The organism is Profundibacter sp. (assembly GCF_056498605.1).
The window spans coordinates 17,571-32,194 of sequence record NZ_JBSMEZ010000146.1 but is presented as its reverse complement, the minus strand read 5'-3'; the positions used below and the strand labels follow the sequence as shown (position 1 = coordinate 32,194).

General features: G+C 55.7%; 13 protein-coding genes. 7 read left to right on the top strand and 6 right to left on the bottom strand.

Going from position 1 to position 14,624, the window contains the following annotated elements; all coding sequences use genetic code 11:
- The 5 genes from ACWB12_RS14550 to gluQRS form a co-directional block, all read left to right on the top strand.
- Positions 1-2,246 (top strand): DNA gyrase subunit A (locus tag ACWB12_RS14550; protein WP_479530811.1); only part of this gene is annotated, 2,246 nt, incomplete at its 5' end.
- Positions 2,247-2,596: 350 nt separating this feature from the next.
- The gene (locus ACWB12_RS14545) at positions 2,597-3,100 is read left to right on the top strand and encodes a hypothetical protein (RefSeq protein WP_479530810.1); all 504 of its coding nucleotides are present in this window, start codon (positions 2,597-2,599) and stop codon (positions 3,098-3,100) included.
- Positions 3,101-3,178: 78 nt separating this feature from the next.
- Positions 3,179-4,513, top strand: coding sequence for a methylenetetrahydrofolate--tRNA-(uracil(54)-C(5))-methyltransferase (FADH(2)-oxidizing) TrmFO (gene trmFO, locus ACWB12_RS14540; protein WP_479530809.1), 1,335 nt, complete (start codon positions 3,179-3,181; stop codon positions 4,511-4,513).
- Positions 4,514-4,539: 26 nt separating this feature from the next.
- Entirely contained in the window at positions 4,540-5,157 is a 618-nt protein-coding gene (locus ACWB12_RS14535) for a class I SAM-dependent DNA methyltransferase (RefSeq protein ID WP_479530808.1), read from the top strand.
- Positions 5,154-6,008: a tRNA glutamyl-Q(34) synthetase GluQRS gene (gene gluQRS / locus ACWB12_RS14530; protein ID WP_479530807.1), complete on the top strand. Its 855-nt coding sequence runs from the start codon at positions 5,154-5,156 to the stop codon at positions 6,006-6,008. The genes ACWB12_RS14535 and gluQRS overlap by 4 nt, the downstream gene beginning before the upstream one ends.
- On the opposite strand, the gene ACWB12_RS14525 is transcribed toward gluQRS, so the two are convergent.
- Positions 6,009-6,746 (bottom strand): hypothetical protein, encoded by a 738-nt coding sequence (locus tag ACWB12_RS14525; protein ID WP_479530806.1) that lies wholly within the window; start codon positions 6,744-6,746, stop codon positions 6,009-6,011.
- 71 nt (positions 6,747-6,817) lie between these two features.
- Entirely contained in the window at positions 6,818-7,177 is a 360-nt protein-coding gene (gene hisI / locus ACWB12_RS14520; protein WP_479530805.1) for a phosphoribosyl-AMP cyclohydrolase, read from the bottom strand.
- Positions 7,178-7,244: 67 nt separating this feature from the next.
- Here hisI and ACWB12_RS14515 point away from each other — a divergent pair, with 67 nt between their 5' ends.
- Together ACWB12_RS14515 and ACWB12_RS14510 are read left to right on the top strand one after the other, a co-directional pair.
- On the top strand, positions 7,245-7,697 hold the full coding sequence (locus ACWB12_RS14515) for an iron-sulfur cluster assembly scaffold protein (protein ID WP_479530804.1): 453 nt from the start codon (positions 7,245-7,247) through the stop codon (positions 7,695-7,697).
- Between the two features lie 53 nt (positions 7,698-7,750).
- Positions 7,751-9,172, top strand: a complete 1,422-nt coding sequence (locus ACWB12_RS14510) for a methyl-accepting chemotaxis protein (RefSeq protein ID WP_479530803.1) — start codon at positions 7,751-7,753, stop codon at positions 9,170-9,172.
- A 194-nt stretch (positions 9,173-9,366) separates the two neighbouring features.
- Here ACWB12_RS14510 and ACWB12_RS14505 read toward each other — a convergent pair whose 3' ends face one another.
- The 4 genes from ACWB12_RS14505 to ctrA all read right to left on the bottom strand — a co-directional run bounded on the left by ACWB12_RS14505 (position 9,367) and on the right by ctrA (position 14,595).
- The gene (locus ACWB12_RS14505) at positions 9,367-9,489 is read right to left on the bottom strand and encodes a hypothetical protein (protein WP_479530802.1); all 123 of its coding nucleotides are present in this window, start codon (positions 9,487-9,489) and stop codon (positions 9,367-9,369) included.
- Between the two features lie 110 nt (positions 9,490-9,599).
- Positions 9,600-11,690, bottom strand: a complete 2,091-nt coding sequence (gene recG / locus ACWB12_RS14500; protein WP_479530801.1) for an ATP-dependent DNA helicase RecG — start codon at positions 11,688-11,690, stop codon at positions 9,600-9,602.
- A complete protein-coding gene (gene ligA, locus ACWB12_RS14495) occupies positions 11,687-13,810 on the bottom strand; it encodes an NAD-dependent DNA ligase LigA (RefSeq protein WP_479530800.1) in 2,124 nt (707 codons plus the stop codon). Before ligA ends, recG begins: the two co-directional genes overlap by 4 nt.
- Positions 13,811-13,881: 71 nt before the next feature.
- Positions 13,882-14,595 (bottom strand): response regulator transcription factor CtrA, encoded by a 714-nt coding sequence (gene ctrA, locus ACWB12_RS14490; RefSeq protein ID WP_479530799.1) that lies wholly within the window; start codon positions 14,593-14,595, stop codon positions 13,882-13,884.
- Between the last annotated feature and the right edge of the window lie 29 nt (positions 14,596-14,624).

Genomic DNA, 14,624 nt, shown 5'->3' with positions numbered 1-14,624 from the left:
ACCGCGAACCCACGGTTCTGCCCGCACGTTACCCCAACATGTTGGTTAATGGTGCTGGCGGCATTGCCGTTGGTATGGCCACCAACATCCCGCCGCATAATCTGGGCGAAGTGATTGATGCCACGCTGGCGCTGATTGAAAACCCCGATCTGACCACCGAAGAGCTGATCGAATATGTGCCCGGCCCAGATTTCCCCACCGGTGGCATCATGCTGGGCCGTGCCGGTGCACGCAAAGCCTACCTTGAGGGGCGTGGCAGCGTCATCATCCGCTCCAAAACCCGCACCGAGGAAATCCGCAAGGACCGCTACGCCATCGTGATTGATGAAATCCCCTATCAGGTCAACAAGGCCGCGATGATCGAAAAGATCGCCGAACAGGTGCGCGACGGCAAGATCGAGGGCGTCGCCCATGTTCAAGACGAATCTGACCGTAACGGCGTGCGCGTGGTGGTTGAACTGAAACGTGATGCGACCCCTGAAGTGGTGCTGAACCAGCTGTTCCGTTTTACGCCGATGCAGACCTATTTCGGCTGTAACATGCTAGCGCTCAACGGTGGTCGGCCCGAAACACTGACCCTGCGCCGGTTCCTGACCTCGTTCATCACATTCCGCGAAGAAGTGGTGGCGCGCCGCACCGCGTTTGAATTGCGCAAGGCCCGCGAACGCAGCCACATCCTGTGCGGTCTGGCCGTGGCCGTCACCAATGTCGATGAAATCGTCGCCACCATCCGCGCCTCTGCCGATCCTGCCGAGGCCCGCGCCAAACTGATGGAGCGTCGCTGGCCCGCTGGTGATATTCTGGAATATATCGCGCTGATTGATGATCCAACCCACAAGGCCAATGACGACGGCACCTATAACCTGTCGGAAACACAAGCCCGCGCCATTTTGGAACTGCGCCTACAACGCCTGACTGCGATGGGTGTGAAGGAAGTCACGGACGAGCTGCAAACACTGGCCGCCGCGATCCGCGAATACCTCGACATCCTGCGTTCGCGCACCCGCATCATGGAGATCATCAGCAACGAGCTGACCGAAGTGCGTGGGAAATTCGCTGTGGACCGGCGCACCGCCATTGTCGACTGGTCCGGCGACATGGAAGACGAAGACCTGATCGAAAAAGAAGACATGGTGGTGACTGTCACCTCCGGCGGTTACATCAAACGCACGCCATTGGCCGATTTCCGCGCCCAAAAACGTGGCGGCAAGGGCACGGCGGGGATGAAGACCAAAGAAGAAGACGTCATCACCAACCTCTTTGTTGCCAACACCCACACGCAGCTGTTGTTCTTTTCCACCGACGGCATGGTGTACAAACTGAAAACATGGCGCCTGCCCCAAGGGGCGCGCACCGCCAAAGGCAAGGCGATTGTCAACATCCTGCCGATCCCCACTGGGGTTTCTGTGGCGGCGATCATGCCAGTTGATGCGGACGAGGACGACTGGGGCGATTTGCAAATCTTCTTTGCCACTGACGCTGGCGACGTGCGTCGCAACGCACTGTCGGATTTCACCAACGTTCGGGCCAATGGCAAAATTGCCATGAAGCTGCCCGAAGGCGTGGAAATGGTAAACGCCCGCATCTGTAATGAGGACGACGACGTGATGCTGTTCACCGCAGGCGGGCGCGCCATCCGCTTCCCGACCACAGCGGTTCGTGTCTTTAAGGGGCGCGACAGCACCGGGGTGCGCGGGATCAAGCTGAAGGATGGCGAAAAGGTCGTCTCGATGTCGATCATCCGCCATTTCGAGGCGTCCTCGGACGAACGCATCGCTTATCTGAAAATGCGCCGTGCGCAAGCGGGTGCGGATGACACCGAGGTTGAAGATGAGGACGCGGGTGACGGGGCTATCACCCAAGAGCGGTTCGATGAAATGCAGGCGATTGAAAACCTGATCCTGACCATCACGGCAGGTGGTGCTGGTAAACTGTCTTCCAGTCATGACTACCCCGTTCGCGGACGTGGCGGCATGGGCGTTGCAGCCATGGACAAAGCGATGCGCGGTGGCGAGTTGGTCGCGTCTTTTGCTGTCGAAATGGAAGACCAGATCATGCTGGCCACCTCCAAAGGCCAATCCATCCGTTGCCCCGTGAACGGCATCTCGTTCCGGTCGCGTAGCGCTGGCGGGGTCAAGGTATTTGATACTGCCAAGCGCGAAGTTGTCGTTTCTGTGGCACTGATTGCCGAGGCCGACGCGGATGATGACACATCTGAAGCGGAAAACGACACCAGCCAAGAGTAACTGGGAGTTGTTGAAATAGTTAACAATTAGCCCCTGATCGTGGTTAATTGTTTCCGACTGCATGCCGATCACGCGAAACGACTGGCTTTGTTTCCCCTAGCCATACAAAAACCGAATTTCATTCACAGTTAGGCCGTAATTCTACGCAAGGTTTAATCAAACATTAACCAGTAACGTTTCTTGCCCCGTGGATTAGAACGATTGTCTAGGAGAATGTTGAAATGGCAAACCACTTTGAACTAAAACCCGTACAGAACCGGGGCACCCAATTACTGGTTCGGCTCCTAATTTCGTCGTACTTTATGGCCATGGCCACGGGGGTTGTCCCTTATGACAACGGACGTGCCTTCATGGAATTGGCTTTCCCCGAACCCTACGCTTCATTCGCGTTCACGGGATTTATATTTACAGCCGCCTATTTGATTTTGCTCGGCAAACATGTGCGCATTGCTGCATTGCTGTTGTCGGTCTTTGTATTCTGGGCCAGCTACATAGCGAATTTCAACTTTGGGAAAGCATTGGACCTGCAAGGGTTCTGGAGCGATCTGGCCCTGATTGGTGCCTTGATGCTTACGGCGACCCAAGGTGATAGCAGCCAGTCGCGTAAAACCACAACACGGATCGGTAAGGCGATCAAGCCACGCCGTGTGCACCCCACCCTGCAGAACCGGCCACAATCCGTATCAGGTAACACCCTGAAGGCAGACGCGCCTGTTGCCAACGATAAGATCATTCCGCTTTTGCTGGTCAACAATGACACACCCGTCATTGAATTCAGGCGTCACCGCCCATTTGAAGTCGGCGAAAATGATCTCGACATCCTGCGGACAATGCGAAAAAGCAGCATGGCATAGGCGCAGATCTAGACAATCATCGAAATAGGCCCCTCGCGGGCCTTTTCTTTTGCCCGTTGCTCACCTAAACCCCGCGCTATGGCAGATACTCTTCATATTATTGGCGGCGGCATGGCCGGTGCCGAGGCCGCATGGCAAGCCGCAAACATGGGCGTGCCCGTGGTGATCCACGAAATGCGCCCCAAAGTCGAAACTTTTGCCCATCGCACCGGAAATCTGGCCGAGATGGTCTGCTCCAATTCTTTCCGCTCCGATGATGATGAGGCCAACGCCGTTGGCCTGCTGCATTGGGAAATGCGCGCGGCGGGTGGTATCATCATGGCGGCAGCTGACGAGCACGCCCTGCCCGCCGGATCGGCATTGGCCGTGGACCGTGACCCGTTTAGCGAAACCGTCACCAAACGTCTGCTGGATCATCCGCTAATCAGTGTTGAATACGGTGAAATCACCAGCCTACCCGAGGATGGCCACTGGATCATCGCCACTGGCCCGTTGACCACAACCGCATTAGGTCAATCCATCGCAACTGAAACCGGCAGCGACCAGTTGGCATTTTTTGATGCCATCGCCCCCATCGTTTATGCCGACAGCATCAACATGGATGTAGCATGGATGCAGTCGCGCTATGACAAGGGCGAAACCGAGGCCGAGCAAAAGGCCTATCTGAACTGCCCGATGGACAAGGCGCAGTATGAGGCGTTCATAGACGCGCTGCTGGCAGCGGATAAAACAGAATTCCATGAAGGCGAGACCGCCGGATATTTCGACGGTTGTCTGCCGATCGAGGTGATGGCCGAGCGGGGCCGCGAAACCTTGCGCTTTGGCCCGATGAAACCTGTCGGCCTGACCAACCCGCATAATCCCGAAAACAAATCCTATGCCGTGGTGCAGCTGCGCTATGACAACGCCTTAGGAACGCTGTTTAACATCGTGGGGTTCCAGACAAAAATGAAATACGCGGCGCAAACCGAGGTGTTCAAAATGATCCCTGCGCTGGAAAACGCCAGTTTCGCCCGCCTTGGCGGCATCCACCGCAACACCTTTATCAATTCGCCCACATTGCTGGATGACAACCTGCGCCTGAAATCGCGCCCCAACATCCGGTTTGCGGGCCAGATCACCGGCGTTGAGGGCTACGTCGAATCCGCCGCGATGGGCCTGCTGGCGGGGCGGATGGCAGCGGGTGAAATTCTGGGTCGTCCCGTGACAACCCCGCCGCTGGATACCGCGATGGGCGCTTTGGTCAACCACATCACCGGCGGTGCTGCGGCCAAGACCTTCCAGCCGATGAACGTCAACTTTGGCCTGTTCCAGCCGATTGACGCCAAGCACGGGCGCAAGAACCGCAAAACCCGTTACAAGGCCTATACAGATCGGGCCAAGGCTGCGTGGCAAGAATGGCTGGACGGATAAGGTAATGATCCGTTAGGTTTTATCGCATGAACAATGATAAATTCCTAGATAAAGCCTATGATCTGGATGGCGAAGCGCAAACACGTAGCCATTATGACGACTGGTCTGCCAGTTATGACGCCGAGATCAAACGCAATGGGTATGCCACTCCTACCCGTATTGCCGCCGCATTGGCATCAGCCACATCGGATAAATCCACCGCGATTCTGGATTTTGGCTGTGGCACAGGGATATCGGGCGCTGCTTTGGCCCACGCCGGTTTTTCGCTGATCGACGGGGTGGATTTGTCACCCGATATGCTGGCCCAAGCCCACAAGACAAAAACCTATCGCCACCTGAATGTGATCGAACCCGACGCCCATTTGCCGCTAAAGGTTGGCGACTATTCGGCCATCGTTGCCTGCGGTGTGATTGGCGCCGGTGGCGCACCACTGGCAACTTTTGATGTGTTGATGGCGCTATTGCCCAAAGGCGGTCTGTTTGCGTTTTCATTTAATGACCACACGTTGCAAGACCCTGCTTATGAGGCCAAGTTGCAAACTTACCTGCACGCCAAGACCGCGAAAATATGCCACCGCGAACATGGGGACCATTTGCCCGGGATAGATCTGGGTGCGGTTGTCTACGTGGTCGAAAAACAGTGACGTTCACCACCCGTTTTGCCCCGTCCCCGACTGGCCCGCTGCATCTGGGCCACGCCTATTCCGCACTGTTGGCCTATGACATGGCGCAAGCGGCGGGCGGGCGGTTCCTGTTGCGGATCGAGGATATTGACCAGTCCCGTGCGCGGCCAGAATGGGAGGCGCAGATTTATGACGATTTGCACTGGCTGGGCTTGGAATGGCCGGAACCTGTGATGCGTCAGTCTGAGCGCCTGCCTGTCTATCAACAGGTCTTGGCACAGCTGGAGGCCAAAGGCCTGCTTTATCGTTGCACCTGCAACCGGCGTGATATCGAGGCGGCGATTGCTGCCCCGCAAGAAGGGACGCCGTCCGCGTATGGCCCCGATGGGATGATCTACCCCGGCACCTGCCGCAACCTTGATCACGCCGATAGTGGCGCGGCCCTACGTCTGAATATGGAAGCGGCCTGTCTATATCTGGGCGCGCTGGATTTATCCTTTGTCGAAACCGGTCCGGCATATATAGGCCTGCAGGAAATCACCCCGCATGAGTTGATCCATACTGTCGGGGACATCGTACTGGCGCGGCGTGACATGGGAACCTCCTACCACCTGTCCGTGGTGCTGGATGACGCCGCCCAAGGCATAACCGATGTGATCCGTGGCGAAGACCTGTTCGAGGCCACCAAAATCCATGTGCTGCTACAAAAACTACTGGATTTGCCGACACCTACCTACCATCACCACGCCCTGATCCGCGATGAAGCAGGCAAGCGCCTGGCCAAACGCGATGATGCCCGCGCCATTGCCAAGTACCGCGCTGACAGGGTAACGCCTGTGGGTATCCGCAAAATGGTCGGCTGTAACCCGTAACTACTGCAAAGCCCGCCACGGCTTTGGCATAAGAACCCAGTGGTCATTCACATAGACCAACCCGTCAAATGCATAACCCGACGTTTCGCCACGTTTAACAAATTTGAACCGCACAATCGGAACATCTGTTTTGAAATACTGCAGCACCTTTTTGTAGCCCCCCGGAAACTTCCCTAGCACCGCATCACCGCCCTGCAATTTTGCGGTGGTTGTGTAAACCAACAGCAACTCAACCTGCTCCGGTTTCGGGCCAATCGTGATCCCCGGTTTGAACGCCGCCTCATAGCCCTTATACATACTGCTGGCCAGCGGGTCTTTGTAGACCATATGCACCTCGGCCTCGGTGGGTATGATCGCCGCAGTCAGGGCCACCAGATCGGCATCCGGTTCAAAAAATTCCATCAGTAGCGCACGGGCTTGTGCCTCGCTTCCGGCAGCATCTGTGGATGATTTGGGATCCCCCGACACAAGGTCAAGCAGGCTGCGCGTGCCATTCTCGAGGCATGTGTTGTTCAGATTGCGCAGGATAATCCCAATATTTTCCCCGCTGACGGGACGCGGGTCAGATTGTTTTGCCGCCAGATAGCCGAAGGTCCATGCCCCCACTGCCTGAAGGGTGGTATCATCCGCATTTCCTAGAATAACACTGCAAGGCTGCCGCGGATCAAATCCCTGCGCTTGGGCTGTTGCCACAGCTGCACCAAATGGCAAACCCGCGATCAGAAGTGTTTTGAGCAAAGTATTCATCCCTATATCTCCAATATGGCTTCAGGCCATGAATGGGCAAAATAACCCGACCTGAAACAACCCTATTCCATCGGTTGCAACACTTCAACTTCCTCGCCCCCCTGCACCGCCGTATAAAAGCAACTGCGCCGGTTGGTGTGGCAGGCCGGCCCCGTCTGGCGCACGATCACCAGCAGGCAATCACGGTCACAATCCACGCGCAACTCCACCAGTTCCTGCACATGGCCCGATGTCTCGCCCTTGATCCAAAACGACTGGCGCGAGCGTGACCAATAGGTGACGCGGCCCGTGGAGAGCGTGCGCGAGACCGCCTCGGCGTTCATCCACGCCATCATCAGCACCTCATTCGTGCCCTCGGCTTGGGCAATCGCCGGGATCAGCCCCTTGTGATCAAATTTTAGTGTTGTCGGGTCGAAAGACATGTGAAAACCTTTTGATTATTCGCCACAGATGCCTATCTATGACATCAACACACAAAAGGGAAAGCCAATGAGCGGCGACAGTGATTTGATCAAACTATATTCCGGCCGGATTCTGGCCTTGGCTGCAGATATTCCCCTGACCGAGCGGCTGGACAACCCGCAGGCCACAGTGAAAGAACGCGCACCTTTGTGTGGATCGACCGTGACCGTTGATATTAATCTGGATCAGGGACAGATCAGCGGCTATGGGCAGGATGTAAAGGCCTGTGCGCTGGGTCAGGCTGCGGCCTCGGTAGTGGCCAGCGCCATTATCGGGCGCACCCCTGCCGAGATTTGCACAGCCCGCAATCAGCTGTCGGCAATGCTGCGCGAGGATGGGCCAGCCCCCGATGCTCCGTTTAACGGGCTGGAAGTGCTGCTGCCTGCGCGAGACTATAAAAACCGCCATGCCTCGATCATGTTGGCACTTGAGGCGACGGTCAAGGCAATCGGGATGGTCGATAAATCTGCCTGCGCTTAATTAATCGGAAATGAAATGGCGCTAGCGTGCGGGACGTTAACTAGGAGACGTTGATGATTCCCGCAGCCAATTTCGCCGATTCCAGTCTGGCCCCTGATCAAGCCAGCGAACAACTGGACAAACTCTCGCATATTGCCTCGTGCCTCGGGGTGGAACTGGTCGATATTGCCGCTGCACTGGACCAAATTGACGACAGCACCCGCAACCAGTTGCAATCACTGGAACATGTGCGCGGCAACGCTAACCGTATGCTGGACGGCAACGCCAGCGTCAGGGCCGCAATTGATACGGTAAATGAAACAACTGTCGAAACCCTTGAAACGGTGGTAACTGCGGTCGAAAAAATTCAGAATGCGGGAAACCGGACACAAAAACTGGCAAATTGGGTCCAGTCGCTGGATGTGCGGATCACTACAATCGAGGATACCATCAAATCGGCGCGATCCAATAACGATGATATCGCCTCGATTGCTGCACAGGTCAATATTCTGGCGATCAACGCTAAAATCGAAGCCGCCCGCGCAGGCGAAGCGGGGCGCGGGTTTGCTGTCGTCGCCGAAGCGATCAATGAACTGTCTCGCAAAACTGCAGGTGCGGCCGAGGGGATATCAGACAGTATCCTGACGCTTGGAAACTGGATTGAATCCCTGCGCGGCGAAGCCAACACCGCGACCGATGATGCCAAGGCGGTTTTGGACGAAGCCGACGAGACAGACATCTCCCTGTCGGGAATTGCCGAGCATGTGCGCATGATCAATTCCGAAGCAAAACAAATCAAAACCAACGCGGGTAATGTTGGCGATGCAATCGGTGAATTCAGCCGCAATTTTGACCAGATGGGCGTGGCGCTGGAACAAACTGCTACCGGCATCCATCAGGTGCGGGACCGCGCCGGTAAAATGGTCGGACAATCGGAATGCCTGATACAGAGCAGTGCATCACTGGGCGGAATCACTGCCGATACAAAATTCATCAACGAGGTTCAGGCCCGCGCCGCACAAATTTCCGCCGCCTTTGAGTCAGCCATCGCAAACGGGGCAATCAGTACCGGGGTATTATTCTCAAGGAATTACACCCCGATCCGTAACAGCAATCCGCAACAAGTCATGGCGGGGTTCACAGCCCTCACCGACAGGGTTTTGCCAGGCATTCAGGAACCCGTGCTGGAATTTGATCCGCGGATTGTATTTTGTGCGGCCATTGATCTGAATGGGTATATCCCCACCCATAATAACAAATTTTCGCAACCGATGGGGAATGATCCGGTCTGGAATACGGCCAACTGCCGCAACCGGCGCATTTTTAATGATATCGTGGGCCTGAAAGCCGCCAACAACAAAGAGCCGTTTTTACTGCAGATTTACCGCCGTGATATGGGCGGCGGGAAATTCACCACTATGAAGGATATTTCGGCCCCGATTTTGGTTGCTGGTAAACATTGGGGCGGCTTGCGGCTGGCCTATACAACGCAATAAAAAACCGCCGCACTTCTTTGGTAAGAAGGCGGCGGCAAGTGGCCATATCTAATGTGGTCCGGACACCATTTCGAGAAAGAGGCATTCTTCTCAAGTATTAACAGGCAGTGTCAATGTGCGTGCATCAGTTTGGGGACATATTGCAAGCAGCATCCGGCATTAAGACGGCAGGCAAATTCAGGTTCGGTTACGCATCAGGCAAGCCCTGGCAGATACAGGCCAACAGCCAGCATCACCACAATGGCCGCAGCCCCTGCCGCATCCTGAAGGATGGTTGCGCCAGAGCGTGAATAAACAGTTTTGATATCGTCGAGCATCGGTTGCTCCTTTTTGTTTTGTTCTATTTGTTGCCTATTTGTTCTCACATCAAGGTTAATTTGTAAAGAACTTTTTAAGAACATTTGTGAACAAATAGGGTCTATTTGGGCTAACCTACTGAAATCAAACGAATTGCTTTGTCCTGTTCCATTAACCATAAAAGAACACGCGCCGCCTTACCCCGCGCACTGGTCAAATCCGGATCATCGGCCAGTAATTTGCGCGCATCCGACTGGGCCACCGCCATCAATGCCGCCTGACTTTCCATATCGGCAATCTGGAACCGTGGCAGACCGGACTGCGCCGTGCCAATAACATCCCCTGCCCCGCGCATTGCCAAATCCTCTTCGGCGATCACAAACCCGTCTTCGGTTTCGCGCAATATTTCCAACCGCCGCGCCGCCGTTTGGGACATCGGTGATTGATACATCAACAAACAGGTTGATTGTTCCGTCCCGCGCCCGACCCGCCCGCGCAGCTGGTGCAATTGCGCCAAACCGAAACTTTCGGCCCGTTCAACCACCATAATTGTTGCATTGGGCACATCTACCCCGACCTCGATCACTGTGGTGGCGACCAGTACTTTGGTCTCGCCAGCCTCGAACAGTTTCATCGCCGCATCTTTTTCCGCCGGCGGCATTTGCCCATGCACCAACCCGACAACACCCTCGCCCAAAACGGCGCGCAACATTTTGAACCGTTCCTGTGCCGCGATCATGTCGACAACTTCGCTTTCCTCGACCAGCGGGCAAACCCAATAGGCCTGCTGCCCCGCCGTCAGCGCTTTGCGTAAATGTTCAACCACCTCGTCAATCCGCCCAGTTGAAACCATCGCAGTGCGGATCGGTTTGCGCCCCGGCGGTTTTTCGTCCAGCACCGACACATCCATATCGCCATATTGCGCCAACGATAACGAGCGCGGAATCGGCGTCGCCGTCATCACCAACACATCTGCATGAACACCCTTGGCCGACAATTCCAACCGCTGGCGCACGCCAAACCGGTGCTGCTCATCCACCACCGCAAGGCGCAGATCGTGAAATTCCACGTCCTTTTGAAACACCGCATGGGTGCCCACCAATATCTGGATGTCCCCCGATTTTAACGCCTTCAGCTTTGCCGTGCGCTCGTTCCCCTTGTCGCGACCAGTCAAAATTTCCAGCACCACGCCCGCTGCTTCGGCCAAAGGCTGTAACCCTGCCAAATGCTGACGCGCCAAAATTTCTGTCGGGGCCATCATCACCCCTTGGCCGCCCGCTTCAACCGCGACCAATAACGACATCAATGCCACCAGAGTTTTGCCCGACCCGACATCACCCTGCAACAAACGGTTCATGCGTAACGGCAACGCCATATCTGCGGCAATTTCCGAAATCGCACGGGTCTGCGCACCGGTGGCCTGATACGGTAATGCCTCTAAAACCTTGCTTTGCAATGCACCTGTGCCAACGCTCGGCTGGCCTTTACCGCGCCGTTCAACCGCACGGGCCAACGCCAAAGTCAGTTGATGTGCAAAGAATTCATCATAGGCCAAACGTTCGCGACTCACCGTCGACGGGGCCAGATCTGCGTTGTTTTTCGGAGCATGCGCCACGGTTAACGCCACGCCCCAATCCGGCCATTTCGCCTTTTTCTTTTGCGCCGGATCAATCCATTCCGCCAATGGTTCAACCCGCACCAACGCAGCCTGAATAGCCTTTGACATTAACCTCTGCGACACCCCCGAGGTCAGCGGATAGACCGGTTCGAACTCCGGTATTTCACCCGCTTCCTCAACCCGCAACACATGGTCGGGATGAACCATTTGTGCGACCGCGTCGAAAACCTCGACCTTGCCCGACACCACACGCTGCTGTCCTGTTGGCAAAATTTTCTGGATGTAATCGGCGTGGGCATGAAAAAATACCAACTGGAACGTGGTTTTGGCATCCGTCACTTCGACCCGATAGGGCCGCCCGCGGCTTTGCGGCGGAATGTGGTGGCCGACAGTGACTTTGACGGTGACCACCGTGGGGGCGGTGACATCGCGGATACTGTCGCGCCGCTGCCGGTCAATGCCGCTGTGGGGCAACGTGAATATCAGATCGCGTGGTTTTTCAATGCCCATCTGGCCAAAATGGGTGGCGGTTTTGGGGCCGACACCCTGTAGCGTTTCCAGATCGGCAAACAGCGGAAACAAGATTTCCGGCCGCCCGCTCATGCGGTGCCGGTCAGCGTTAGCCAGCCATCCTCGTCGATCAATTCCACGCCCAGACTTTCGGCTTTTTTCGCCTTTGATCCCGCCCCGGGCCCCGCCACGACCAAATCAGTTTTGGCCGAAACCGAGCCAGAGACTTTAGCCCCCAACGCCTCGGCCCGGGCCTTGGCCTCGGCGCGGGTCATCTTTTCCAATGTGCCGGTGAACACCACGGTTTTGCCTGCAACGGGACTATCTACAGGCGCGTGTTTGGTGGCCTTTTGCGGATCAAGATGCGCAACCAGCCGGTCGATCGAGGCCCGCTCGGTTGTGTTCTGGAACGCGGTGATTAACGATGTGGCCATCACACCACCCACACCATCAATGGCAATCAGGTCGTCCCACGCGGCCCCTTCACCGATGCTGGCATTTGTAATGGCTTCCTCGAAATCTGTCCATGTGCCGAAATGTTCGGCCAGTAAAGTGGACGCGCTGTCGCCGACGTGCCGGATACCTAATGAAAAAATCAGGCGGCCAAGCGGAATCTGGCGTTTTTCGTTAATTGCATTGAACAAGTTTATGGCAGATTTCTCGCCCCAGCCATCACGGTTTTTCAATTTACCAAGGTTGGCGGCATCGCGGGTTTGCAAGGTGAAAATATCGGCGGGTTCCCGAATGGGTAGTATATCATCGTGATAGAATGACTCGATCTGTTTGGCGCCCAGGCCTTCGATATCGAAAGCCCCGCGACTGACGAAATGTTTCAGTTTCTCAACCGCTTGCGCAGGGCAAATAATTCCACCCGTGCAGCGGCGCACCGCATCGCCTTCTTCGCGGATGGCGTCTGATCCGCACTCGGGACATTTTGTGGGGAAATCATATGGGGCTGTATCTGCGGGGCGTTTGGCAAGATCAACATCGGCGATTTTCGGGATCACATCACCGGCACGATAAACCTGCACCCAGTCGCCAACACGGATGTCTTTGCCGTCGCGGATTGTGTTTCCCTTGGAATCAAGGCCCTTGATGTAATCCTCGTTGTGCAGGGTGGCGTTTGAAACGACAACGCCGCCAACGGTCACGGAGGTCAGGCGGGCAACAGGGGACAGCGCACCGGTGCGCCCGACCTGAATGTCGATGGATTCAAGACGGGTCCAGGCCAGTTCGGCCGCGAATTTATGGGCGATGGCCCAGCGGGGGGTGGTCGAACGAAACCCCAGACGCGATTGCAGCGTTAGGTCATCGACTTTGTAAACCACGCCGTCGATGTCATAGCCAAGCGTGGCACGCTGGTTTTCGATTTTGGCATAATGGGCAATCATTTCGGCGGGCCCATCGCAGATTTTGGTCAGCGGGTTGGTTGAAAAGCCATAGGCGGCCAGCTGGTTGATTGCCTCCATCTGTGTTTTGGCCAACGGTTGGCTCAACTCTCCCCATGCATATGCGAAAAACTTCAGCGGGCGGGATTTGGTGATACTGGCGTCCAACTGGCGCAAGGATCCGGCGGCAGCATTGCGCGGATTGGCAAAGGGTTTGTCGCCATTGGCAATCTGGCGATTGTTTAGGGCTTCGAAATCGGCATGCGCCATGTATACTTCGCCGCGCACTTCCAGCAGATCAGGCGCATTTTCGATTTTTTGTGGAATGTTGGAAATCGTCAGGGCATTTCGGGTGACATTTTCCCCGACCTCACCATCGCCACGGGTTGCGGCCTGCACCAGCTTCCCGCCCTCGTATCGCAGGCTTAACGACACCCCGTCGATTTTCGGCTCGGCCGTGTATTCCAGCACCGCGTCTTGTGCCATTCCCAGAAACTTGCGGATACGGGCATCAAATTCCCGCACATCGTCATCCGAAAACGCATTTCCCAGAGACAACATCCGCACCGCATGCTGCACCTTGGAAAATCCATCGGCTGGTTTTGCGCCAACCACATCGGATGGGCTGTCTGCGCGTTTCAGGCCTGGAAACCGCGCCTCGATCGCAGCATTGCGTTGTTTGAGCGCATCATATTCCGCGTCAGATATTTCGGGCGTATCATGGGTGTGATAGGCAGTATTGGCACGCGACAGGACATCGGCTAAACGGGCCAGCTCGCGGCCAGCCCCTGCTTCATCCATCTGGTCAATCGGTGTCGCGTCCATCTCACCCTCTTCGCAATGCACTTACCCTTGATAGGCGGGCATCACGAAGAGGTCCAGAGAGTGGTGGTATTTCAGGCACCGATGGCCAGCGGTTCATCCATTTCAACCGGAACCGGATCACGCAGCACATAACCCCTGCCCCATACGGTTTCGATATAATTTTCGCCATCCGTCGCCTCGACCAGTTTTTTGCGCAGCTTGCAAATAAACACATCGATAATTTTCAACTCGGGCTCGTCCATACCGCCATATAGGTGATTCAGGAACATTTCCTTGGTCAGGGTTGTGCCCTTGCGCAGCGAAAGCAGCTCAAGCATCTGGTATTCCTTGCCGGTCAGATGAATGGGCTTGCCAGCTGTTTCAACCGTCTTGGCATCCAGATTAACCCCGATTTTACCCGTGGTAATGATAGATTGCGAATGCCCTTTGGAACGCCGGATGATCGCATGGATACGCGCCACCAGTTCTTCGCGGTGGAACGGTTTGGTTAGGTAATCATCCGCACCAAACCCGAACGCCTTGATCTTGTTTTCTGTATCATCCGATCCGGTCAGGATCAGAATGGGCGTATCGATCCGCGCCAGACGCAATTGGCGCAGCACTTCGTTGCCATTCATATCGGGCAAGCCCAGATCAAGCAGGATCAAATCGTAATCATATAATTTGGCCAAATCGATGCCCTCTTCACCCAGATCGGTGCAGTAAACATTCAGGTTGGCATGTGTCAGCATCATTTCGATGCTTTTCGATGTCGTAGGATCGTCTTCAACCAGCAAAACACGCATTTTTAGTATTCTCCGCTATTTAGTTTTCC

Excerpts from the sequence above, each read along its gene's own strand:
- ACWB12_RS14545 (WP_479530810.1), top strand. The coding sequence starts at position 2,597 with ATGGAATTGGCTTTCCCCGAACCCTACGCTTCATTCGCGTTCACGGGA.
- trmFO (WP_479530809.1), top strand. The coding sequence starts at position 3,179 with ATGGCAGATACTCTTCATATTATTGGCGGCGGCATGGCCGGTGCCGAG.
- ACWB12_RS14535 (WP_479530808.1), top strand. The coding sequence starts at position 4,540 with ATGAACAATGATAAATTCCTAGATAAAGCCTATGATCTGGATGGCGAA.
- hisI (WP_479530805.1), bottom strand. The coding sequence starts at position 7,177 with ATGTCTTTCGACCCGACAACACTAAAATTTGATCACAAGGGGCTGATC.
- ACWB12_RS14515 (WP_479530804.1), top strand. The coding sequence starts at position 7,245 with ATGAGCGGCGACAGTGATTTGATCAAACTATATTCCGGCCGGATTCTG.
- ACWB12_RS14510 (WP_479530803.1), top strand. The coding sequence starts at position 7,751 with ATGATTCCCGCAGCCAATTTCGCCGATTCCAGTCTGGCCCCTGATCAA.
- ACWB12_RS14505 (WP_479530802.1), bottom strand. The coding sequence starts at position 9,489 with ATGCTCGACGATATCAAAACTGTTTATTCACGCTCTGGCGCAACCATC.
- recG (WP_479530801.1), bottom strand. The coding sequence starts at position 11,690 with ATGAGCGGGCGGCCGGAAATCTTGTTTCCGCTGTTTGCCGATCTGGAA.
- ligA (WP_479530800.1), bottom strand. The coding sequence starts at position 13,810 with ATGGACGCGACACCGATTGACCAGATGGATGAAGCAGGGGCTGGCCGC.
- ctrA (WP_479530799.1), bottom strand. The coding sequence starts at position 14,595 with ATGCGTGTTTTGCTGGTTGAAGACGATCCTACGACATCGAAAAGCATC.